This is a genomic window from Nostoc sp. DedQUE02, from assembly GCF_034531035.1.
GTDB lineage: Bacteria > Cyanobacteriota > Cyanobacteriia > Cyanobacteriales > Nostocaceae > Nostoc.
In genome coordinates this window covers 1-24170 of record NZ_JAVRBY020000034.1, presented here as the reverse complement: position 1 = coordinate 24170, position 24170 = coordinate 1, and the positions used below count along the sequence as shown (strand labels likewise).

14 protein-coding genes and 1 pseudogene are annotated in these 24170 nt (G+C 42.6%); 5 read left to right on the top strand and 10 right to left on the bottom strand.

Annotated features, from left to right (window positions below):
- Window positions 1-26: 26 nt before the first annotated feature.
- A complete protein-coding gene (locus RMX98_RS22655) occupies window positions 27-8732 on the bottom strand; it encodes a putative Ig domain-containing protein (RefSeq protein ID WP_409881749.1) in 8706 nt (2901 codons plus the stop codon).
- Window position 8733: 1 nt separating this feature from the next.
- On the opposite strand from RMX98_RS22655, the gene RMX98_RS22650 reads away from it, so the two are divergent.
- From RMX98_RS22650 to RMX98_RS22635, 4 genes are all read left to right on the top strand, one after another.
- Window positions 8734-8868, top strand: a complete 135-nt coding sequence (locus RMX98_RS22650; protein WP_322680509.1) for a hypothetical protein — start codon at window positions 8734-8736, stop codon at window positions 8866-8868.
- Window positions 8869-10134: 1266 nt separating this feature from the next.
- Window positions 10135-10419, top strand: a complete 285-nt coding sequence (locus RMX98_RS22645; protein WP_322680508.1) for a type II toxin-antitoxin system HigB family toxin — start codon at window positions 10135-10137, stop codon at window positions 10417-10419.
- Window positions 10400-10819 carry a type II toxin-antitoxin system HigA family antitoxin gene (locus RMX98_RS22640; protein ID WP_322680507.1) on the top strand — a complete coding sequence of 140 codons (420 nt, stop codon included), beginning with the start codon at window positions 10400-10402 and terminating at the stop codon, window positions 10817-10819. Before RMX98_RS22645 ends, RMX98_RS22640 begins: the two co-directional genes overlap by 20 nt.
- Window positions 10820-10892: 73 nt before the next feature.
- The gene (locus tag RMX98_RS22635; protein ID WP_322680506.1) at window positions 10893-11216 is read left to right on the top strand and encodes a hypothetical protein; all 324 of its coding nucleotides are present in this window, start codon (window positions 10893-10895) and stop codon (window positions 11214-11216) included.
- A gap of 108 nt (window positions 11217-11324) precedes the next feature.
- On the opposite strand, the gene RMX98_RS22630 is transcribed toward RMX98_RS22635, so the two are convergent.
- The 5 genes from RMX98_RS22630 to RMX98_RS22610 all read right to left on the bottom strand — a co-directional run bounded on the left by RMX98_RS22630 (window position 11325) and on the right by RMX98_RS22610 (window position 17996).
- The gene (locus RMX98_RS22630) at window positions 11325-11720 is read right to left on the bottom strand and encodes a PIN domain-containing protein (RefSeq protein ID WP_322680505.1); all 396 of its coding nucleotides are present in this window, start codon (window positions 11718-11720) and stop codon (window positions 11325-11327) included.
- Window positions 11721-11826: 106 nt separating this feature from the next.
- Window positions 11827-15345: an AAA-like domain-containing protein gene (locus RMX98_RS22625; protein ID WP_322680504.1), complete on the bottom strand. Its 3519-nt coding sequence runs from the start codon at window positions 15343-15345 to the stop codon at window positions 11827-11829.
- A gap of 194 nt (window positions 15346-15539) precedes the next feature.
- On the bottom strand, window positions 15540-16916 hold the full coding sequence (locus RMX98_RS22620) for an AAA-like domain-containing protein (RefSeq protein WP_322680503.1): 1377 nt from the start codon (window positions 16914-16916) through the stop codon (window positions 15540-15542).
- Window positions 16917-17165: 249 nt separating this feature from the next.
- Complete coding sequence (locus tag RMX98_RS22615) at window positions 17166-17480, bottom strand: hypothetical protein (RefSeq protein WP_322680502.1); 315 nt, start codon at window positions 17478-17480, stop codon at window positions 17166-17168.
- 12 nt (window positions 17481-17492) lie between these two features.
- A complete protein-coding gene (locus RMX98_RS22610) occupies window positions 17493-17996 on the bottom strand; it encodes a hypothetical protein (protein WP_322680501.1) in 504 nt (167 codons plus the stop codon).
- A gap of 326 nt (window positions 17997-18322) precedes the next feature.
- On the opposite strand from RMX98_RS22610, the gene RMX98_RS22605 reads away from it, so the two are divergent.
- Window positions 18323-18577 (top strand): hypothetical protein, encoded by a 255-nt coding sequence (locus RMX98_RS22605; RefSeq protein WP_322680500.1) that lies wholly within the window; start codon window positions 18323-18325, stop codon window positions 18575-18577.
- 434 nt (window positions 18578-19011) lie between these two features.
- Here RMX98_RS22605 and RMX98_RS22600 read toward each other — a convergent pair whose 3' ends face one another.
- The 4 genes and pseudogenes from RMX98_RS22600 to RMX98_RS22585 form a co-directional block, all read right to left on the bottom strand.
- Complete coding sequence (locus RMX98_RS22600; protein WP_322680499.1) at window positions 19012-19788, bottom strand: hypothetical protein; 777 nt, start codon at window positions 19786-19788, stop codon at window positions 19012-19014.
- Between the two features lie 744 nt (window positions 19789-20532).
- Window positions 20533-23004 carry an NACHT domain-containing protein gene (locus RMX98_RS22595; RefSeq protein WP_322680498.1) on the bottom strand — a complete coding sequence of 824 codons (2472 nt, stop codon included), beginning with the start codon at window positions 23002-23004 and terminating at the stop codon, window positions 20533-20535.
- A gap of 9 nt (window positions 23005-23013) precedes the next feature.
- Window positions 23014-23796: a hypothetical protein gene (locus tag RMX98_RS22590; protein WP_322680497.1), complete on the bottom strand. Its 783-nt coding sequence runs from the start codon at window positions 23794-23796 to the stop codon at window positions 23014-23016.
- Window positions 23786-23977 (bottom strand): annotated as a pseudogene (locus RMX98_RS22585) (response regulator transcription factor); the annotation flags it as partial. The pseudogene RMX98_RS22585 and the gene RMX98_RS22590, both read right to left, overlap by 11 nt.
- Window positions 23978-24170: the final 193 nt, after the last annotated feature.

Sequence of the window (24170 nt, the reverse complement as noted above, 5' to 3'; positions counted from 1 at the left end):
GAGCTAGTTTAGTATGTAACTTTCACTTAAATCACAACAATGTTTCCAAAACCAATCACAGGTTTTGTTGAAAAATTGGCAATTTGAACTTGAGTGCTAGAGCCTGTACCGTCAACATCAAAGAATAGAGCGCCAGTGGATTTATTATAAATAAAGCGATCGCTCTCGTCTTTCGCTGCTGTACCTAAGACAAACTGAGTCTGTTGTAAAATACCTGCTACAAGTCCGCCACCAAAACTCGCCGCGTCAACACGAATCAGATCGTTAGCAGAATTAAAGTCTTCAATGGTGTCAAGTCCATCACTAATTGGTGAAGAGAAACTAAAGATATCTTTTCCATTTCCACCAGTAAGAATATCGTTACCAGCACCACCAACTAGAATATCGTTCCCATTATTGCCACTGAGAATATCGTTACCAGCACCACCAACTAGATTATCATCACCATTATTGCCACTGAGAGTATCGTTACCAGCACCACCATCGATACTGTCATTCGCATTTAGACCTTCTATGTAATCATTGCCACCAAAGCCATTGATAATGTCTGATTTGGAAGTTCCAGAAAGGGAATTATCAGTATTATTACCGTTGATAACGTTAGAGGTTGTCACTGTCAGGGCAAAAATGTCTGTAGCAATAGCGCCTTGGGTATCGGTGGCTGTAATTTTAATATTCAAAATACCAGTATCGCCAGTTGTGGGCTGACCGCTAAAAGCACGAGTATTGGTATTAAATTGCAACCAGCTTGGTAAAGGATTGGCATTGTCGAGGGTAGCACTATAGGTGAGAATATCGCCAGGGTCAGCATCAGAAAAAGTACTTTCAGGAATGATAAAGCTAAAGGTTTTATTTGCTGTAATTGTTTGGTCAGCGATCGCATTTTCTAGAATCGGTGCAGCATTTTTAATCGGAGTTGGAACTAAGATATCCTCTGGAACATCTACAATTGTGATTTGCAAGTCCTGAGATTTGGTCGCAGTCCCATTACTCGTAATCACGGTGATGTTATAACTATTGTTAGCATCGCTATCAGCAGGGACTTCAAAATCAGGTATGTTTTTAAAGGCGACTATCCCTGTACTGGCGTCAACATTAAACAAGTCTGCATCAGCCCCTACCAAGCCGGTAAAAGTTTCACCATTAGGAATCACATAAGCCGCCCCCGTCCCGTTTTCTAAAAAGTTAAAGATGGCCGCACCGCCACTTGATATCGGAACGCTGCCAACATTCAGATTGAGGACTTTCTCAAAGAACAATCCATTGCGATCGGTTGTTCTAACTCGCACGCTGTAACTGGGTTGTGTTGCTAAATTTGATGTGTTACTGATGATGAGTTCATTATCTGTAATCGTAAAGGCACTATTATCATCCCCACCTACCCCATTCACTAAGCTATAGGTAAAACTGTCATTTGTATTCGGATCGTTTGTGGTAAACGTTCCAATAACTGTATTCGCTGCAACATTTTCGTCAATGGTTGTAGTGCTAACGGCAAAATCCGTGGGCGTTTTATTGACGTTAATTGAGAGGATTTTTTCAAAGGTTAGACCCCCTCCATCCTTTGTTTGCACCCTAATGCTGTAATTTAACTTATTATCAACACTGGGAGAATTCTTAATTTGCAACTGGTTGCCATTAATGCTAAACAGCCCATTATCCGTTGAGCCAGCACCCTCAACTAGGCTATAAGTAAACGTATTGTTGGCATCAGGATCGGTACTGCTGAAAGTGGCGATCGCAGTATTCGCCGCAATAGTTTCATTGATTAGCGTTGTACTTAGAGCAATATCTGTGGGGGCTTCATTGATTTCATTCACCCCAATATTCAAGGCTTTCTCAAAAAATAAGCCGCCTTGGTCTGTTGTCCTAACTCGAATGTTGTAACTCGATTTGGTTGCCAGATTCGGAGATGTATTAATCTGTAGTTGATTGCCAACAATCGTAAAGGCGCTGTTATCTGCTGCACCCGTTCCCGCAACTAAGGCATAAGTAAAGGGATTGCCCGGATCTGGGTCGGTGGTGGAGAATGTACCGACAATTGTGTTGGCAGGAACTTTTTCGTTAACGCTGAGGGCGCTGAGGGCTAAATTAGTTGGTGCTTCGTTGGTATCGGTAACGAGAACCGTAACGGTTTGAGAGGCGCTTAAGTCGCCATCAAAGGCAGTCACAATCAAGTCATAAATGTTATTGCCGCCATTGTCCGCAGGGGTATTATAGTTGGGTGGTGTTTTAAACGTCACAACCCCAGTAGCACTGTTGATATTAAACAGATTGCTATCTGTTCCCGACAAGCCATAGCTGAGAGTCGTTCCGGCATCTGGGTCTGTAGCTGTAGCGGTATAAACTGTGCCTGTGCCTTTTTCGGCAAAGGTCACTAACCCCAATTTCTCAATTTTAAGATCGTCAACTGCCGAAATTCCATTACTGCCAAAGTTGAGATAGTTATTGGTGTATCCCCCGCCACCTTTGACATATTTGTAGATGAGGCTTGTGTTGGCATAAACATAAATGTTTGTTTGTCCCACCCCATTAAAGGGATTTCCATCCGTGGGGTCAGTAGCAATCAGGGTAAAGGGATAAAGTGTTGCACCATTACCAGTTCCGCCCCATTTGCTATAGGAACCAGTTACATCTCGTGTACCATCAAAAGCTTGAATGCGACCATCTCCACTGAAGACAATCCCAAAATGGGGAGCGCTATTGTAGATAAGCGTGTTTTTATCGGCAGCAGATAACCCCAGATTCAAACTAGCCCATCGGGTTTGGTCGAGTAAGTTTGTCGAGTTTGGCGCTAAATTGAAGCTAATTTTTAGCCCGCCTTGGGAACTTGCTCCGTTGAAGTTGTAATCTAAGGCAGCCGTTCCGCCATAAGCAGTCAGCAGATAGTTCCCAGAATCTATGCCAGCGGTGGAATTACCAACTTGAGCATTTCCAGAACCAACCCATTTAATAGCGGACAAAGAACCGCCTCTGCGCCCGGTAAGATTGTAGTTGAGATCGGAGTTAACGCCATTAATGGAGGGATTGCCCGTGGCTAAGAAGTTATCGGTGAGTAAGGCAAAGGTAGGGGCTTCGTTACGGTTAAGAACGTTAAGCGTTAAAGCTTTTTCTAAAGACAATCCACCTTGGTCGATGGTTTTAACCCGAATGCTGTAACTTGATTTAGCTTCAAAGTTGGCAGAGGCGTTGAATCTCAGTTGATTGCCACTAATTGTAAACAAGGAATTATCAGTTGCACCAGTGCCACCGACAAGGGAGTAAGTAAAAGTATTGTTGAGATCGGGGTCGGTAGTGTTTAAAGTGCCAATAATCCCACCGGCAGGAATATTTTCATTAATGCCACTCGTATTCAGGAAAATGTTTGTCGGGGTTTCATTTAAGTCGGTAACGTTAATGGTGAGGGCTTTTTGATAGCTTAAGCCATTTTTATCCGTAGTTTGGACGCGAATGCTGTAGCTGGGTTTTGCGATCGCGTTGGTGGCGGAGGTGTTGATTTTAAGTTGATTGCCACTGATAGTAAAAGCTGCATTATCGCTTGAGCCTGTACCACTGACAAGGGCATAGGTGAAGGTATCGCCCAAATCTTCGTCAGTGCTGCTTAAGGTTCCGACTAATGTACCAACTGGAGATTTTTCAACGATCGCCGTCGAACTTAAAGAGATGTCCTTCGGTGCTTCATTATTAACATTGGTAACGCTAACACTATAGGTTTTATCCGTTTGCAATACGCCATCGCTGGCGGTAACGATCAGGTCGTAAACGTTATCGCGATCGAGGTCTTGAGGCGCTTCATAGTTAGGAGCATTTTTAAAGGTAACAGCTCCCGTAGTGCTATTGATGTTGAATAAATTACTATCAAACCCAGGAGCAAGGCTATAGGTAATGGCAGACCCCTCTGGATCTCTCGCCGCCGCAGCAAAAACTGTTCCAGTGCTATTTTCAGCAAAGTTAATAACGCCTGTGCCGAGGTTGAGTTGTTGAATGTTGACATTATCTACCCCCGATCGCCAGAGACTCCCGAAATTCAGGTAGTTATGGCTATAACCGCCATTTCCTTTGATATAGCTATAGATCAGCGAGCCAGAGGCAAAGACATCGATTTTCGTCTCACCAACGCCATTGAAAGGATTGTTATCTGTGCGGTCAGTGAGTACTACCGAGAAGGGGTACAAAGTTGGATCGTTACCTGTGCCGCCCCATTGGTTGTTGGGGTTAGCGACGAGATTGGCACTGGTGATATCGGTGCTGCCATCAAAGGCTTGAATCCCCCCATTCCCACGGAAGAGAATGCCAAAGTGCGACACATTTGCATTGACGATCACATTCTTATTGGTAGCCGATAGACCGAGACTGAAACTACCCCAAACACTTTGGTCTGCATTATTTGTGGGATTCGGGGCTAGACTAAAATTGATTTTCAATCCCCCCTTGGAGATCGTGCTATTGAAATTGCGATCGAGAGCAGCCGTTCCGCGATCGGCGACGAGAAGAAACTTCCCTGAATCAATCCCCGCCGTGTTGTTACCAACTTGAGCATTACCACTACCAACCCAGTTTGTAGTTTTCAATGTGCCTGTTTGTCGCGTAGCTATCTCATAATTCAAGTTAGAAGTGTTGGGGTTGGCGATCGTTGTAAAACTGTCAGATAAAAGATTGACAGCCGTATTACTGAGGTTGAGGTTTTCAATTGCCAGGTTATCGATCCCTGTCCGACTGTTACTTCCAAAATTGATATAGTTGTCCCGATAGCCCCCATTACCCTTCACATAGCTGTAGACAAGAGAGCCATTGGCATAAACATCGACATTGGTTTGACCAACACCATCAAAAGGATTATTGTCAGTGGGGTCTGTGAGTACGACATTAAACGCTTGCAGAGTTGCATCATTGCCACTGCTACCCCATTTATTAGTAGTATTTGCTACAAGATTGGCACTGGTGATATCGACGTTGCCATCAAAGGCTTGAATCCCGCCATTCCCACGCAAGAGAATGCCAAAGTGGGGTACATTGTCTGTAATGTAGGCAGTTTTGTTAGTTGCAGATAACCCCAAGCTAAAACTGCCCCAAACAGCTGAATCTGCACCTGTGGCATTCGGGGCCATATCAAAGCTGATTTTTAGCCCGCCACGAGACGTTGCATCATTTAAGTTATAGTCTAGAGCAGCATTCCCACTGTCAGCTACCAGTAGATAGTTACCTGAATCAATAGCAGCAGTACCAGTGTTTCCAACCTGGGCGTTAACTCTGCCAACCCAGTTTTTTGTTTCTTGGGGGCCAGTTTGCCGCACCGGTAGGTTGTAATTGAGATTGCTGGTATTAGGATTCCCTGTGGCTGTAAAGTTATCAGTCAGCAAGGCAAAGGTAGGGAAGCCCAGGTTTTTCACCTGAAAGATACCGTTTGCAAACTGTAGCCTTTCAATTCCTTGGATAGTATCTGTGCCATCATCACCGTTACTCGTAACGGTATCCTTAATCTCAATCAGTCCGCTTAATAACTTATGGATTCTATAATCTGTGTAATTACCGCTATAGGTAGCCGTATCATTTCCGGCTCCCCCTTTGAGAACATCGTTTCCTAAACCGCCCGTGAGACTGTCATCGCCCTCCTCGCCATCAAGGATATCATCTCCATTCCCTCCTCCAAGGGTATCATTGCCTTTCCAGCCTTGAATCACATCGTTGCCATTACCGCCGTCAAGAATATCGTTGCCATCTCCTGCATCTAAAACATCGTTCCCTGCTCCGCCAGAGAGGGTGTTATTACCCTGACCGCCATCGAGGAAATCGTCTCCGTCACTCCCGTTGAGGATATCGTTTCCACCTAAGCCATAAACTTGGTCATTGCCAGTGGTTCCTTCATAGGTATTGTTCCCACTATTAAGATAAGTTCCTGACTTTTGCAGCGTTGCTTGGAGGAGGGCGGTATATATTTCATTCCCTCCCTCTTGGCTTTGGAGGAGGGTTTTTAGGTTTGGGGGAGAAGAATTTCTGGCTGCATTCAATTCATTGGTTAAATTATTCTTGACATTAGCTACTCCTTCCACACCAAACTCTTTGGAGCCAAAGAGTAGCACGCCATAGCCTGCCCCTACTGCTGCTGCGCCAACAACGGCCAAAACAGACCCACCATACAAGGCAATTGTACTAAAAGCTTGACCGATCGTACTCCCTGCTATTGCTAGAGTATTTGTCCCAACACTTGCAACAGCAGTCCCAGAACTAGCCTCAATAGCGGCAAGTGTCAATATTTGTGTTGTTGCGGTTACAAGTTTAGATACAAATGGTATTACTGTGAGAACACTTGCTTCAGCAACCACTGTTGTTGCCACTATCGCGGTCGTTACACCAGATGCTGCTGCGACTGTAGTTAAACCCGTTGCCAGCCCAGCTCCTACGATTGTTGCAGCCACTTGCCCAGCACTTGCTCCCGATGCTTGTAAAGATTGAAAAGCTGTGGAAGCATCAAATAAATTTTGTTGGTAGCGGGCAAGACCTTTAGTTGTTGTTTCTGAAGCAACTTGACCCGCAGGAGTAATCAACAAATCTCGGTAATAATCTGCCTTGGCATCCCGACGAACATCAGGGGGGTTGGGCAGACTGAAAATAGAGCCTGCATTTGGACGCGGGGGGTTGTAATAGTTCGCAAAGCCAAAACCTTGGGGGGTTTGATAATCAGGGTTTTGCTCCCAATAATTATATCGATTTAGAGCTAGGTTCTTTTCTTGAATGCGATTGAACCGAATTAGTTTTGCCAGGAAAGATAACGCACCTTTTTCTGTATCAGTTTGTTCTGCTTCAGGTTTGTTAATAGCCTGCAATAATAAACCGAAAAAGGTAGAGCGGACTGTGGTCAAATCATTAGACGAAGCTATATTTTTTGCTTGTGCCGCCAGAGCTTTAAAGTCTCGATACTCGTTGGTGTAACCTTGATTAGAGTTACCCTGTTTATAGATAAGCTCTAATGAAAAAGAAAAACTGTTTGGGTAAAAATTCCGAATACCAAAGTTATCATCATTAACAATAGAATTGTCTTTATTAACAATAGAATCGTCATTGTTAATGATGCCTGTAGTGTTAATGGTGCCTTGAGTAACCACTAACTTCACGTCATTCAAATTGATCGGTATAATATTAATGACAAAGTTAGGGTTAGTATTTGTGTTAGGGACACTCAGATTACCTGTAGAGTCTAGAACTATTTCCGGGGAAGGACTAACGGTAGTGGGTGTTGTTGCTTGACGGCTTTTATTTAAAGCAATATTGAGTTCGGTTCCATTGAAGCTAACGGTTTGGTCGGCAGTTGGAACAACGAGAGCGTTGACAAAATACTTGAGAGTGCCATCACTGCTTCCGGCGATCGCATCTACAACACCATCTCCATTCAAGTCTACTAAAGCTGGACTGATATAAGTTCCGCCATTAATTCCATAGAAAAGACTATCGCTTTGGCGCGTAAAGATGGGATTTGTGGAACTTCCTGTATTTTTGTAGTAAGTAAAACTGCCATTTCTTTCTCCCACAAGTAAATCGAGGTCGCCATCGCCATCTACATCAAATAACGTGGGAACAGCCGTTGCACCCACAGCCGCACTATTGAAGGGGTTGGCTGTCCCTGTTTGGGCTGCATAGATCGGGTTGGTGGTACTACCTGTATTTTTGTAGTATTTGAGGTTGCCTTCCCAGTCGCCCACAACTAAGTCGCGATCGCCATCACCATCGAGGTCGGCAAAGGCAGGGCTGCTTAAAAGACCGACATCAATGCCGTTAAAGGGGTTAGCTGTTCCGGTTTGGGCTGTATAGATCGGGCTGGTAGTACTGCCTGTATTTTTGTAGTATTTAAGTGTGCCATCTGCCGAACCTGCAATCAAGTCTAGGTCGCTATCTCCGTCAATATCGACTAGGGCGGGACTGCTTAAATCTCCCACATCGATACCGTTAAAGGGATTAGCATTCACAGTAATAACTAGAGGAAAGGTTAAGCCTGTGTTTTGGACTGGGACAAATGTAGTTATATTTCTGCTAGTGGCTCCTTGTTCGGCATAGGCAAACCCAGTACCACTTGGATAGTTTTGGAATGAAGCGATGGTTCCGTCACTCTTGCCGACAATTACATCCAAGCGACCATCACCATTGATATCGGCGAAGATGGGTTTACTAAAGTTACCCACATCAACCGTACCCAGGGGATTAGCATTGCCTGTTTGTGCCACAAAGTTACGGATGCCAACACCAAGCGAAACAGCAGTCTCCACAGATACAGGCTGACCTTGTACGGTAATTGTGGCAGAGTCATTTTCAGTTTGAATAGCTTGAATTTGCTCCTTAGTAAGGGAGACACCGCGCACTAGGTCGGAAAATAATTCGCCTTCATCCCCTTTGCTGTCTTTGGTGTTAATTTGAGCGTCAATGCTGTGGCCAATTTCTTCCAGAAGCACAGCCACAATTTCAGGCGAGGAAGCTGTGTCTAAAAAGGATTGGGATAGATAAATGGTATTGTTAGAACTGGCATAGGCTCCAGCGATTCCATCCATACCACTGTTCAAGACTTCGATGGGCGGTAGTTGGCTAAAGTCGCGGTTTTGCCATCTGTTCCTTAAATTTTCGGCAAGAGCGAAATTGTATTGGCTGCCAAAAATAATATTAAAGTCTTGCCAGAAATTTTTCGAGTTAGCAAAATCAGCTAAAAGGTCAAATACTGTAGCGAGTTTAATAGATATAGAAGACATAATGATTTTTCCTCAGCAAGCTAAAATTAGCCAAGACGATGCACGAGTATCTATTGCTGTGTTTCTTGGCATTGACACTGATGTATTAGGCTTCACTATATTAATGAGCGCGAAAGCTTTTATTGACTGGTACTAGGGTTTATCGATAAGAACCCTCATTTCTTAAGAAATAATTCTTAAGAAAGATGACTAAGTAATCTTGTATGTTTAATAATTTTCACGGAATTATTTGCTAGTACTAAAACATTGCTTTAGTCTCCAAATCCCAGGCTAATCTAGTTAAGTTCATAGCCTGTTGAGTTGAGCAAACACACAGCTTTTTTGGCAGGGGCAGCAGGGCATTGTTAACAAAGGCAACGACTGAAAACCAGCAGTTAGATGGTTAGTATATGTTTGGCATGGATCTATCAGGAGAATTACGTAAGTTCTACTAAATATATAGAAAAACGTCAGACTAATCTATAGCAAAAAGTATTGATGCTTAATTTGTAAGTATGATATTTTTCATTTTGTTGCCTACTTTTTCGATGGCTGGCAACTAAAAAGTATGATTTAGTATTAATCTGCCTATTTTAAAGTGGGATCTCATTGACAAAAGTGCATCGGCGATGGCTATCTGTTTAACTTAAGAATTGAGGATCGAATTCCCAGAGTTGTCTGATAGCATTAGATTCTTGACACAAGCATCTGAATCGCCGCTAAAGGCAGCAGCAACCCAGTAAAAAATATTACAAATCATTACTTATTCGCTAAATATACCACTTTTGTGGTATTGGGAAATTTCCACGAACCAACAAATGGCATAATTCCCGCTTCGGAAGAGATGGGCGTAATGCTAGAGAGTCTGTCATGAAGTTCCACGCAGAGATACAGAGTTCCATAGAGATTCAGACAATATAGAGGTCTTGAGGAAATAAGATTTTCGCTACACGGTTACAAAAAGTACATGGTATGAAGCATTGATCTGAAGTATCTGGCAGGAGTTGATCTCTTTTTTAATTAGGTACTTGACAAAAAAGTTCGCAATCGGCGAAGATATTATGTGAACAAGATCAATTAAGGAGTAAATGTACTAACTCTAAATGCTAAATCGTTAAACAAACCGATTTCATGAGGATATTTGATGGAAAATCGTGCGCCACCTCCTTCTGTATAGAAAGGGTTACAAGTGTGTATGACAAACATTAAGTACTCACATATAGCTACACAGAGAAATCGATAAAGAGGCTAGCATTAAAGCCGTTCGTAATGTCGTATCACATAAAGATTTACTTGAATCTTTATGTATGGGGCATTGCGAATGGTCTGCTAAGACTCGCGATGCTCTTGTTTGCGATGTAATGAGTGTCTTAAATGCTCCTTGGAAGGATTTCTTATAAAGTCCTGTACATGGAGTAATGAAATGGAACTTACTGGAATTAACAAACTCGAAGACTTTCAGAACAAACACCCCGAATCCAAACAACATATAGCTGCCTGGTGCAAACTTGTAAAAACAGGAGAATGGTTTACATTTCAACAAATGCGTCAAAAATTTTTCTATCCTCTTGAGGGTAGTGAAAGCAAAGCTCTTTTTACAATTGGATGCGGTCGTTATACCATTCAAACCTGTATTATATTCAAGCTCCAGCGTGTATTTATCCGCAACATTATTGAGAATGCGGATTATGATGGACAAAACACATGAGACTATTTCAGAAAACTATCTTGATTTAGTCAAAGAATACCCTCTTATTCCGATAAGATCAAAAGCCTCGGCCGTAGCTGCTCAAAACAGAATTAATTCCATTTTAGATCGTACAGGAGGTTGTTTAAATCAAGAGCAACTAAGCTACATTGATACTTTAAGCGTCCTATTGGACGAATATGACAGGAAAGAAGAATCAATTACGGATATTCACGGGATAGATTTACTGAAGGTACTCATGAAGCAAAAAGGATTGCGTCAGAAAGAGCTAGTTAGTATTTTTAAGACGGAATCAATTGTTTCAGAGGTCTTGAGTGGTCAAAGAAATCTGACAGTGGAACATATTCGGAAATTGGCTGATTATTTCAAAGTATCGCCTTCTGCATTCTTTCCAAGATAAAGCAATTAAAACCAGGAGAATAAATTATAGTTCTCCTGGTAATTTTCTATTCGCCATACAGGAGACTAACATAATGTTGGACGACTTTTTAATTGAAGCTGCCAAACTACTAGGGTTTAAGGTTTTGCTTTTTCTTGTAAAAGAGGGATTGAAACTTTTTTCTCAACGCAACAATACACGCAATCTAATCCCTGACATTTATGGAGTTGATTTATTACGAGTAATTTTGAAGGAGCGTTACGTCCAATCTCAACAAATTATAGATATTTTCGGTACTGAAGAAAAGTTGAATTCAATTCTCAGTGGTCAGCAAGAATTGACAATTGGACAAATTCAAAACTTGTCTAAACGTTTCTTGATTTCACCTATGGCATTTTATCCATTAGGAAATTCTTAACGGATCGGCTATTTAGCTACAAACAAAAGTTGAAAACCAGAGCTAGCTGCATAAACTTTCGTATCTTTTAAAAGATAACGACTAAAAGCCTGTTGGTAAGCAACTCATCTACTCTTGCCAAATTCGCTTGGACTCGCCCTGATTTTCTGCGCCGTAACACAACTCGCCAATTGCAATACTTGGAATAAAAACTTCGTTGGCTTGACCAAGGTTGTTTTTGATAACTGCTTCATCTGCAAAGAGAGCAATGATAATGTTGGTATCTAGCAAGTATCTACCACATTCATTGATGTCTACCTGTTCGCAGTCTTGCTCAATTGCTGCACGCATTAACTGGATATCTTCAGGTGGTATTGAACCTGTAAACCGCAGTAATTTTTGCCCTGGAGTACCTCGAACTTCAGATTTTACCAGCGATCGGGCAAACTCTAGTACCCGCAGTTGTAAGTGCTGCGGCATAGCTTTTAACTGCTCAGTTACTTCGTCGATTATGGATGCGTTCATTTTGTCCTCCTGGTAATAACTCATTACTTGTCAGTTCAATAGGCTCAAACCTTCTTTCCTTCAGCATAGCTGCTTTATCTTAGTGCCATTCCTACCTGTTCTTTTTTTACTTTTTGCACAAAGCCGCATCTTGTTTTGCCTCTGGATTGGTTCGTAAATAATCTCGCACCCAATCGCAACCAATCTGTTCTACTCGATTGATATCAATTGCTTGTTGCAAATTCCAGATAATCGCACTCTTATCCCAACTGCCAGATGTTAGCCACCGCCCATCTTGGCTAAAGGCTAACCCAAACACAACATCTTGATGAGCTTTGAAGGTTGCTAACAATGTGCCGTCTGGTTTCCAAAGCTTAATAGTACGATCGCGGCTCCCGGATGCTATGGTTTTACCATCGGGACTGAAAGCAATCGCGTAGACTTTGCTGCTATGTCCGCTAAAGGTGCGAAGTAGTTTCCCCTCCACTGTCCAGAGTTTAACGGTGCGATCGTGGCTTCCTGAGACAATGAGTTTACCATCTGGGCTAAAGGCGAGATCCTGTACTTCCGCTTTATGCCCTGTAAAAGTGCGAATCAAACTGCCATCCAAATGCCAGAGTTTAATAGTGCCATCATAACTGCTGGTGGCAATCTGCCGTCCATCTGGACTAAAGCGGATGTGGCTGATACTATTTTGATGTCCGGTTAGGGTACTAACTAGGCTACCGTCTAACTTCCAAATCCGAGCTATATTTTGTGTTGTGTTGCTGGCTGCCAATAGTTGACCATCTGGACTAAAGTCAACGGTACTAGCTTCAGCTGATGGCTGCTCGTTTTGGTTTGGCTCGATGGTTCCAGTTGGCTGAAGGAGGGAAAATGTCTTTAACTGTTGACCATTGGCTTGCCAGAGGTGAATAATGCCATTGCCATCGCTGGATGCCAGACGCTGACCATCGGGATGAAAAGCAACTCCATTGGCGATCGCGTTATGTCCTCGAAAGGTAGTGAGTAGGCGACCATCCCGCGTCCAGAGTTTCACTGTTCGATCCCAACTGGCTGAGGCAATGCGATCGCTATCGGGGCTGAACGCCACCTGCAAAACCTGGGCCTGATGTCCCAAAAGACGGGTTAGCGCTGGGTTTTGCAATTGCCAAAGCTTAACTAAATTATTAGAGCCAGAAGAGGCAAACTGCTTCCCATCTGGGGTAAACGCCACTCTCCAAGCAGCATCTCCCTGTTTCAGTGTTAATAATAATGTACCATCCTGCCGCCACACCTTTACTGTTTGATCGGCACTTGCAGAAACGAGCAGTTGTCCATCTGGACTAAAGCTAATGCCAAAAATGTCAGTACTATGTGCCGCCAAAGTCTGCATTAGGCGACCGTCTCGATGCCAGAGTTTCATCACTCCTTGCATATCTCCAGATGCTAGCAGTTGACCATCCTGGCTCCATTTCACCACATAGACTGCTCCCTGATGCCCTACTAACGTTTTGATTAAGCTGCCATCGCTACTCCAAAGCTTGACGGTGCGATCTTCGCTAGCAGAAGCAATTGTCTGTCCATCCTGACTCCAATCCAGACTCCAGATCGCATCCTGATGCCCTTTGAGGCTGCGAACCAAGCGACCGTTTAGATTCAAGATTTTGATGGTGCGATCGTCACTTGTCACCGCAATTGACTGACCATCGGGGCTAAAGATGAGCTTGAATAAGAGAATCTGCTTGTGTGAATCGGGTTGCTGTTTCCAAGTCCAAAGCAGCCGTCCGTCCCGTCTCCAGAGTTTCACTTCTCCTGCTTGAGTTGATGCAGCCAAAAATTGACCGTTAGGACTGAAAACCACATCAAAAACCCAATCACTGGTATTTAAAGTCTTCAATAATCTGCCATCCCTCGCCCAAAGTTTGATGGTTTTGTCGCGGCTACCTGTGGCAATTTGTTGCCCATCTGGACTAAAAACCACACTGTACACGTACTCCTGATGCCCAACCAAGCGGTTAAATTCCACTGCCCCATATACTGCTTGCCGCAGAACTTCTTCTACTTGGGCGATCGTGGTAGCATTAACGTGGCTTAACCGCCGCAATTGCTGTTTTGCTCGTAGTGCTTCTATTAAAGCATCTAAGCGTCGATCGGAGGCAAATAAGGCTTCAGAACTCCGGGAGAGGGCTTGAATTTCACTTACTTTTGCAGTGCGATATTGCCAGAAAGCCGTTAACCCTAAGCCTAATACCGCGATGAGTGCCAAACTGATTATCCCTAAGAAGTATCGTTGCAGTCGAGCCGTTTTTTTCTCTTGCACTAAACGAGCTTCGACTTCCCTGGTACGGGCGGCTTCTAGGGCTTGCTGTTGTTCCCGTTTTTCTAAGGCATGGGAAGCAGCTAAAAACTGATAATCGCGATCGCCAATTTGTTTGCCCTCAGCCCAAACCTCGGCATCTCTTAAAGCTTGTCCTTGCAGCAGGCGCGATTCATCTAATCGTTCGGAACTCAGCCATGCTTTTAAATTAACTGCATAAGGACGCAGATTTGTTAATTGCTGTTCAACCCAGACTGCGTTAAATACCTCTGCATATATCTGGTTGCGAACTCGCAAGTAGCCTTGCTCTTTGACGACTAAGCCGGATAGTAGTAACTCCGTTTGTTCGGGGCTATTATCGATAGGAACAGGGAAACTGCGTACATCTAAAATCTGTTGATACAACCCTAATAATCGTCCTGCACGCTGTTCGTCATAGAGTAGGCGATGAGCGATAGTTCGCAAATGTTCTGGCTCATCTTGGAGTTCCCAGTAGTCGATTAAGCGCGATCGCACTAGGTTTTCTAGCCAACTGGCTTCCTCTCCACTAGGAATAGCGATCGTACCATCCTGCCAAGCATTCAGCACCAATTGGCAAAGCTTTTGAGTTAAAAAGGGTTGTCCATTTGTCCACTCTATGATGTGACGCAGCATAATTTCCGGTTGGTTGACTGTTTCTTGCAAACCGGGAAGCAAGGGTAAGGCTTCAGACAAGCGAAATCCTTGTAAATCAATTGCCTGACCGATATTAAATGGTGTCCGGCTTTTGTCTGCAATTAAATCGCTGGGCGTGGCTACACCCAATAGCGTAAAAGCGAGCCGTTGGTAAATCGGTTCTTCCACCCGCTTGTTATAACAGGCGCGAATCAAGGCAAAAAAGTCATCAATGGGAAAGTCTAACCCCAGGACGCTATCAATTTCATCGATAAAAATGACTACAGGTTGCTGAATCTCAGTCAGTAAAACTGCTGAGAAAAAATCATCAAAGCGTTTTACAGGGGAGAGATGCGATCGCTCTCGCCACCAGGTTCGCAAATTTACCTTCAGTCGAAAACTGCTGACAATACTTTGTAAGACTGAGGCATACCACTGTTCGGATGTCATTTGTTGGCTACCAATGGTAGTCATGTCGATTGTACCCGTTCGCATCCCTTCAGCTTGCAGACGATCCATAATCCGGACACGCAGGCTAGATTTCCCCATCTGTCTCGCATTCAGGACATAGCAAAACTCTCCCTTTAGCAATGCCTGATATAACTCATCATCCGCTTGTCGTTTTACATAGCTGGGCGCAGTCACAGGAAGGCTACCACCTGCTTGATATTGATAAACAGATGGACTGGACACTAAGTTACTCGCCTCCTCGACTGGTAGTTTGCCAACCCAAAAATGCGCTTGTGAGGGAAGGGGAAAGGGGAAAGGGAAAAGGGGAAAGGGTAAAGGGTAAGGGATTTAAACCCTTTCCCCCTGCCCCTTATCCCCAAAGGGGGCCCCACCTTCCCCCTGCCCCTTTACCCCGCTTGCGTTCGCTTGGCGAACTACTAGATACCATCACCGCAATTAACTAAACACCGACGATACAACTCACACCGGATTTTCACCTGCCCTGAGTGTACCTCAATCAACCCCATACGATTTAAATGAAACAGTTCTAATGAGTTGAGGCGAACTCGCTCCTGTGCTTTCATTATGGCTTTGAGGGCAGTGACTAAGGAGGGTTGCTGTTCCAAGGTAGATAACTGGCGTTGCAAATGATGGTAAAATGGACTGCTGGTAGTGAGGGCTGAGTCCAACAGTTCGTCTAAGCTTATGCGCGTGCGAACGATATGATAAAGTGCCAACCGCACTAGATAAGGGTGTCCTCCTACCTGAAACATCAGTTGTTTGACCTCGGCGTTTGTCCAGTTGAGCTGATGCCAATCAGCTAGAGTTTTCACCTGAGTGCTATTAAACTCTGGCAGTTCGATAGGAATGCCGACATTAAACGGTGATTGGTTGATATGAAGGGGAACATAGGATTCCGTAGAATGCACCAGAATCAGCCGCAGGGTTTGCCACAGTTCGCTGTTCTTGGCATCTTCATACCAGGCTCGCAGCAGGGTAAAAAAGCCATCGGCGGTTGCTGGATAGGCAAATAGGGTATCGACTTCATCCAATGCTAGCACCAGTGGTTGCTGACATTGCGGTAGCAGGTAATTTTCAAAGTAGTCTTTACAACTGGTTTTGCTGCCAAATATGTCGTCCCAATATTCGGCTAACTGCAAAGGAAGTTTCAGCGTATGGGTAACTCTGGCACAAAACCATTGCAGAAAGCGATCGAGGTCTTGCAGAATGGCACTATCTACTAGTTGCAGATTCAGCAAAATAGTCGAATATTCTTGTTGTTGTGCGCGGTTCAAGATGCGGTAGAGCAAAGAAGTTTTACCCATCTGCTTGGGTGCCCGGATACGCAGCAACGATCCGGGTTGAGCGATCGCTTCATAACAGCAAGATTCAATCGGCGGGCGATCGCAATATAAAACTGAGGTAAGTTTGACAGGCCCATCGGGAAATTCTAACGGCAGTGATTCAGATGTTACACCATCAAACAAAGCAGAGAATTGAACTGATTTCAGACAAGACAAATCTTTGTAGCGACGCTCAATAACAGAGCGAAAGTTTTTCTTGCTCACCCGTTCATTAAGTGTCTCAGACATCAGTTCCCATAAGGCAGCCCCAATCGCTTTGACATGAGGCTCAGACCAGCAAGTAGCCGCAGAGATATCTTCATAGGTTCTTCCAATCCAGACTCCCTGGATGATTGCTAGCTGCAAGGTGCTTAAATGCTTACCTGTTTTCACAAGAACTAGCCAATCGATTACATTAATTGCTGTTTCTAAATCAAAGTATAAAGGTATAGAAGAATCGATGGGCTTCATGAAAATTGATTAAACTGAGCAATGAATGCACTTAATCGGACAGTTCTGAAAAGAAATTAGGCTCTGACAGCTTGACTTTTACCTGCCCGATTGCATCACTTTTCATTCACTGCTGAACTATCTCAATACACCTTATCATAGGTATGATAGTCCATCGCTTGATGTGTTTAAGGTTTATTATACCAGGTACAAACAAAAACAACCGAATTTAAAGTTAGGAATTTTCGTTCAATCAACTTCTATTTGTGTCTAATTTAGACAAATTTTCATTAAGTTATCAAATACAGCAGAAGCTTGCATTGTCAAATAATCAACACAAATAATACCAACTTTGCCAAAGGGAGATGGAATCTTTAACTGTCCATCACTTAGTTCCACGACAAAATACCAAACGCAAAAAACAAGACCTAAAATATGGTTATCCACCAGAAAAGCAAAAAATACTTTCATCTGGTCTATCTGAATATCTTTTTTTTCTGATTTGAGATATACTCTCGAATTTTCTCTCGTCACTTTTGAAGGTGAATACAAAATATCCTCCAGCCTAGAAACTTTCTTTGACAAAATTCCCTAACCCTACCATCTTCGATGGTGGCCCCATCCGTGGAACCCTCCGCCAAATCCAAAGTGGAACCCTCTTCCAAATCCGAAGTTGATGCCATAAGTAGGATAGGGCGACACATAAATGGGATAAGGGTTGTAGATGTAAACTGGAGAAGGCGCTACGGTGTCATAACCATCATCATTACAAACAGTAGTAGTGTGTTGCACAATTGTTCTAGGTACAACATTCTCTTGCCCAGCATAAGGTAGATTCAAATAACCATCGTGAAAACCACGAGCGAATTCACCTCCGGCAGTCCGAGGTTTATAAGCAACTCTATTCCGAGCGCTTTGTTCTCCTTCTCGAAAACCATTTGCATAAGCATAGGGGTGGTCAGCCGCCGATTCATTGAGTACTCTATTATCAATAACAGGATGACAGTAAACAACCCTATCAGCTTTAGCGGCTTGGGGAAAAAGTAAAGATGTTGAGCCAGCGATTAAGCTAAATATTGCAGCAAAAACTATTTTTTTCACAGCCTTTAACCTCATTTATGTTTAATGCTCTAAGCCCTTTATCTTTAATTATAAAACCTGAATCCTTACAAAAGTTTTTCTCTAATTAAGCATTCAGTGGAAATACATGGTAACTAGCAGCTTACCGACTGCATTGCTAGATGCGATTTTGAACCAACCTGAGTTAAGTTCGGGAGAATAACACTTTGGTTAAGCCAAGCGCGATCGCTTAACTGCCTGTTGTGGGCAATTGTCATCCTTTTAACTCGTGTAACGCTGCCATTTCTGCTACGTGATTTTGTAATTGGTAGCGTTCAGCTAACGAATTACAGTTAGGTTTTTTAACAGTGGTTGCCGCACAATTACTACAAATGACTTATTTACATGGGAATTCACCGGATAGTTCGGCAGAATTAGTGTTAACAAAAATACAAATGGATGTACTACTTGCTAGTACTCCACCCAAACAAAAAAAGCAGATACAGCTTACCGTTGACTGGGCAATTAGAGCAATTCCACGTCTTGGAGGTTACTTAGAACACAGGAAGAATAGCCTCATTGGGATACAAGTTTTGTGGCGATCGCAACTTTCGCGCTCTTGATGGATGCAGCGATAAATTCCCAGACTGGGAATCGGTAACGGCCGATACGAACAGAAGAGATAGAAATTCCCCTCTGCACCCCTGCCCCTCTGCAATCCTTTTAACTTAGTGCCATTCGCTTGGGGGTTACTCCTTATAGTGGCGACTTTGGCTAATTTTTAGCACTACAGGTAGTGAAGTGTTCTTGTTGCGCTAAATTTAGCCAAACAAAAGCCCCGCATTCATAGATATCTTGGTAGGGGGCATTGATATCATGATTGATATCATTAGTTCTGCTCTTTTGAAAAGCGATCGCCCCAATAAAAAAAACCTAATAATGGAGAATAGCCAGGTACCATTTTTCCCGAAACGGGAAAAGCGATCGCTGGGGTTAGATCCAAGGGAAAAGGCATTCAATCCCTTTACCTTTACTCCTTACCCCTTACTCCTCTTTTTCATTTACGTCGGCGTAGTTTCAAAACAGCACCAGAAGCACCAAAAACTAAGATACCCAAAGTTGAATTTGCTTCGGGAACAGCAATAACGCTTAACCTATTGATGGCTAAACCACGTTGTGGGTCAGAAGTACTAAAAACCAGACTTGAAATATTTGCAGTATCACTACGAACCCCAATAAACGCTGCTGAATTATCTAATGCCAGTGATGAAGTTCCTGGAGTCGAGAAAGTACCCAACAAGTTATTATTACTATCAAAAGCTGAGACAAATGTATCGAATCCAAAAACATCATCTGTAGCAATTTGAGTACCAGCGCCAAAAACAGGCCGGTCAAAGGTAATGGTAAAAGGCCCACCGTTCCCGTCAGTGGGAAAAGGAGGATTAGGCCCAAAACCTCTTACGTCTATACCTCCAAAAAGAATATAGTCACCATTAGCAAAATTAGTCCGAATACCAGTAGAAGATGTTTGGAAAACAAATGGTGCAGAAATCAAAGGGTTCTCCGGATTAACTGGAGGTATATTGACACTCAATCCTAAACCTCCTTGGGATGTTGCTCGAAAGTCGTTAGGTAAAGGTGCAAAAGGAGGACTTACACTCGACCAATCAACTTGATCGTTAGCTCCCAAAGCTGCACGATCAGTTACTAAAAATGTTGCAGCTTTTGCTTGTAGTGGCACAATAGCGAGGGAAACTGCAATTACTAGTTGAGTGGCAATTGCAGGCAGATATTTACTGGAAGATTTTAATAATTGGCTTGTCGCAGATGCCACAAAGGTCACTCCTTATTTGGTAGAACAACAGTATGAAATTATTGCTGTTTACAGTTAATTTTGTAGTTGATTATACGGTGTAGAAAATGATATAATTATAAATGTATGTTAAAGATTTAGTAGAATTACCTAAGACCTACCTGTAGCGAACTGCAAACATCCAGCGATCAAACTGCAAACAAGGCGATTTTGAAACCACATTAAGGTTCTTGTCAGATTTTGGTGATGATGAAAGGTTACGCACTTTAAGGCAGTTGGCTCAGTTGGCAGAAGATTTTAAAATGTTTTCTTATCCGGGCGTGGGATTTGTGACTTCATTCTTGCGATCGCTTACGGCTTTCTTGGGGTAAAGACAAGATACGCGCAAAATTTATATGAATTTTCATAAATGTCGGAATCTGATTGAGCATTCCCAAATTGGGAATGGGCATTAATTCTTTAAACTGGATATTAATTAATTATTTAATGCACAATATGCTATTTTTGGTGCTAGATCAGGAAAATGGGCTGGTCTTCATACCGAAGAATTGTTCATCAATTCCCTTCGTTGCGATCTGGGAAAAGGCGTAAGCCCCAATAAAAAAATCCGGCGTTATAGAGAGTAGCGCAGGACGATTTTTCCCAAATTTGGGAAAGCGTCGCAGTCTTCACACCTCAAAGCTGTTTTATCTATTAGATTTTTAATAATGTTCGCCCAGCTTGGAGTTATCTGCTGATACTTGTTGACACGTTTTGATTATGATCTTACCTGCTTAACTTGGTTGTATTTTCCGAATTTCGCCTGAACTCCATTTCGGCGAAATGCTCTTGCAGTAATTTATGAATGAAACGGTAGCCCCCACCAACACGTTGGAGGAATAATCGCTCGGTGCAGTAGTCAAGGAAGCGGGCGTAGTTCCAGGGGATATAGCCGCTAGACCAAAGAATTATACGTAAAATAAAATGTTTGATAACAGGTATTCCACTTTTAGATATCCCCACCAATAATCCAAAAGATAATCCTGATAGTAAGCTATAAATTAAGACTTGATTCCAACTACTGTTATTTAAGACTTGATTCCCACTCCTGTTATTTAATATAATTTTTTCAATCAAAAAGATTGATATTGTGATCGGTAAAAAATTCAATGCTGATAAAAAAACCAAATTTTTAGCTGATTGCCAAATCCCTTCGTTAGGAATAGTTTTATTTTCAATTTCTAGCCCATACAACCCTCCATACAGCCTTTCAATCAGCCACCAAATCAGCAAGATACTCAAAGACCCAATCAGATCATAAGCAAACCTATAATTCCACTCCCCACTCAACCAAATTAGCCCGACACTCAGCCCGACACTCAGCCCAGTAATCCGATTACAAATTAGCCTAAAATTGCGCCTGAAATTCTGGTTATAATTCTCCGCTATGAAAGCTTTCTTGAAAGAAAATCTTAGAGTTTCAACTGCTTCAATTTTATCTCCAATCAGCCTAGAAATTAGCCTAGAAATCAATATAGAAATCAACCAATTAATCAGCCCAAGCGCCCCGAAACTCAGCCCAATCTCCCTGACACTCAGCACGGACAGCCTAAAAATCAGCCCAGACAGCCTAAGAATCAGCACTCCAATCAGCCCAGAAATCAGAACAGAAATCAGAACAGAAATCAGCCCAGAAATCACCATAGAAATTTTTATGCCAACAGGTATATTAGAATTCATTACAGAATTCCTCTGACATTTATCCTCTAGCTGCTTACCAATCAGCCCATTAATCAGCACAGACAGCCCAGAAATCAGCCCCCAAATCAGCCCCCAAATCAGTCCAAAAATCAGCCCAAAAAGCCCAATATTCAACCAAGAATTCAGATCATTAAATTGAAATTGTCTAGGAAACAACCCCAAAATCAGATCACAAAATAGCACTCCAATCAGCCCTCCCATCAGCTCTTGTATAACTCCCCAGACAATCAAATTATAAATAATTTCGTCAAACTTATTTTTTATTAAATTTGGCTGCATTCTTTCAATCAAAAACTCCGTTGATTCCTGCTCAATTAACACCTGTGCTAACCAACTTAACCAAAATTTTGTATTTGTATCCTGAGGTTGTTTATCTTTGTAGGGACGTTTGAGCATCAGACGAATATAAGCATCAAATAGATAAGTAAGTCGTTCTTTAGAAGACTTAATTGACAGCCACGTTGGTACTGATATCTCTTGAGCAGAAAGAACAATAATATTTAACAGAAGTGGTGTTCTGGCTAATTGGGTTAAATCTTCATCCTGACTAATACTATCCCACAGGTATACGTTATCCGTGTTTTGCAAGTATTGACGAACCTGTTGAGAAGTAAAAGGGTATAATTCCAGTGAGTTATTTAGTTGTAGTAAAGTTTGATAACGTTGATACTCTTCTGTGCGGCTACAAATTACTAAAGGATTAATCCAATTGCCGGGACGAAGAAAATCATTAATTTTTTGAACACACAGTTCCTGGCGTTCGGCTGCTAACTCGTCCAAACCATCTAAAATGGGTAAAATTTCTTGATTATTTATCCACTGTTTAGCAATATCTTTCCGCACCCCATATTTATTTTTTAGCTGTTCAATTAACCAATCCTTGATGCTTTGATTATCACTTTTCCAAGTGGGTAAAGAGAATAATACTGGTACAGCACATAATGGGTCAGAGTAAGCGCGTTTAACTAACTCCTCAGCTAATTTAAGGACTATAGTAGTTTTTCCGGCTCCTGGCTGTCCTAAAATTAATAATCTGCCTGCAACATCTGATTGGTCAAAAATTTGAATGATTTCTGTATTATTTAATTTGATTTTAGGTTTAGAACCTACTTTAACCTCCATCTCCCAAGGAGAGTCAATATTAGATGGGTTTTGCTCTGTATCTAGGAGAATATAAACCCGATTATGCAGCGAACTATTTATCCGACTTTCTACTTCAGTACTGACTTGCTTTAACAATAGTTGTCGTACACGGTTTCTGGACTCAGATAATTTAGTAGTATCCGATTGTCCAATAGAAATATTCCAAGCAAGCGACTTTCTATTATCCTGAACTACTGTGTTGTTGTCACCCAGAACAGCTTGGTTATCATTACCTTGAACGGTTCGGTTTTGATTACCTTGAACTACATTTTGAGGTATGGAACTATCAGCCTGCTGCCTTGAGCTTGCATCAGGCTGTTGTGGTTCAGAGTTATCAGGTGGCTGCTGACTCATAATTCAGTTTTATAACCCCAATAGGTGAGAACCAGCAGCAACACCTAACCAAGTTGCAACTTTTACAATAATCGGTTTAGCTATTGTCCAGACTTTCTGACCAGCTTCCACGCCCTTACTTGTTTTTTCAAGTGTTTCTGCCACAGTTCCCAAACGCTCTAATGCTCGTTGCTTATTTGGTTCTTCTTTATCTGTGGCTTTCTTAGCTGCACTCAAATCTTCAATTACTTCTTCTTTAGTATCTGCTGGGAGTTCTGCCCCTTTAATCAAAGCTTCCAGTTGAGCCAGTAACTTGACAACATCTTCTTTAGTGAGTGATTCTCCGGTATCTGCACCCACTTGGTTCTGTTGTGTTACTTGATTCCCATCACCAAGGACAGCTTGATTATTGTCCCCTTGAACAGCGCGGTTGCCGTCCCCTTGCACATTATTGACGTTGCCACCTACTGAACCACCAACTGAAAAGCCGCCGGGGTTGTTAGTCATAGTACCTACCTGTTCTACATTTAAATAATAACTAGGGCGTTGTAGCGCCTGATTAACAAAATTTTCTAAACTACGAATTATACTATCTTTTTCTGCTAAAAGTAATTTAATTTCTCGCTCAGGCAAGCTTTTTATCTCATTGTAAGTGTCAAAATATTCTGCACTCAGTTGGGACTTGTCAGCCGTCGCTGCGGTTTTTGCACGAAGCAGAAACTTATCCTCTCCCCGTTTCTCCATTGCCACAATTTCAAGTTCAGCTTCCGGGTGATTCTGGGCTAACTGCTTAAAGGAAATTGGCTTCAACACCTTCCATTTTGGGCATTCGTAAATCCATTAGTGTGACATCAGGTTGGTATTCTCGAAACGCGGCGATCGTCTGTTGCCCATCTTCAGCTTAAGCAATCACGGTCATTTATGGATCGCGGTTAATAATGGTTGCTAGACCCTTTCTGACTATGGCATGGTCATCAACAATTAGCACCCTAATTTTAGTGGTGGGGTGTGGGGTGTGGGGTGTGGGGTGTGGGGTGTGGGGTGTGGAGAAGTCAATTGTCTATCCCCCTTTGAAGGCTTTGACGCAGACGATTCAGTAAGCGTCCTGTACTGTCACATAAACTCATTAATTCAGTAATGTCATCAATGTAATTCAAATTATTTGCAAGAAGAAGTAAGGTTTCCAA

Bases quoted from the DNA above. Each gene is read 5' to 3' on its own strand.
- RMX98_RS22655 (WP_409881749.1), bottom strand. From the start codon at position 8,732: ATGTCTTCTATATCTATTAAACTCGCTACAGTATTTGACCTTTTAGCT.
- RMX98_RS22650 (WP_322680509.1), top strand. From the start codon at position 8,734: ATGATTTTTCCTCAGCAAGCTAAAATTAGCCAAGACGATGCACGAGTA.
- RMX98_RS22645 (WP_322680508.1), top strand. From the start codon at position 10,135: ATGGAACTTACTGGAATTAACAAACTCGAAGACTTTCAGAACAAACAC.
- RMX98_RS22640 (WP_322680507.1), top strand. From the start codon at position 10,400: ATGATGGACAAAACACATGAGACTATTTCAGAAAACTATCTTGATTTA.
- RMX98_RS22635 (WP_322680506.1), top strand. From the start codon at position 10,893: ATGTTGGACGACTTTTTAATTGAAGCTGCCAAACTACTAGGGTTTAAG.
- RMX98_RS22630 (WP_322680505.1), bottom strand. From the start codon at position 11,720: ATGAACGCATCCATAATCGACGAAGTAACTGAGCAGTTAAAAGCTATG.
- RMX98_RS22620 (WP_322680503.1), bottom strand. From the start codon at position 16,916: ATGAAGCCCATCGATTCTTCTATACCTTTATACTTTGATTTAGAAACA.
- RMX98_RS22595 (WP_322680498.1), bottom strand. From the start codon at position 23,004: ATGAGTCAGCAGCCACCTGATAACTCTGAACCACAACAGCCTGATGCA.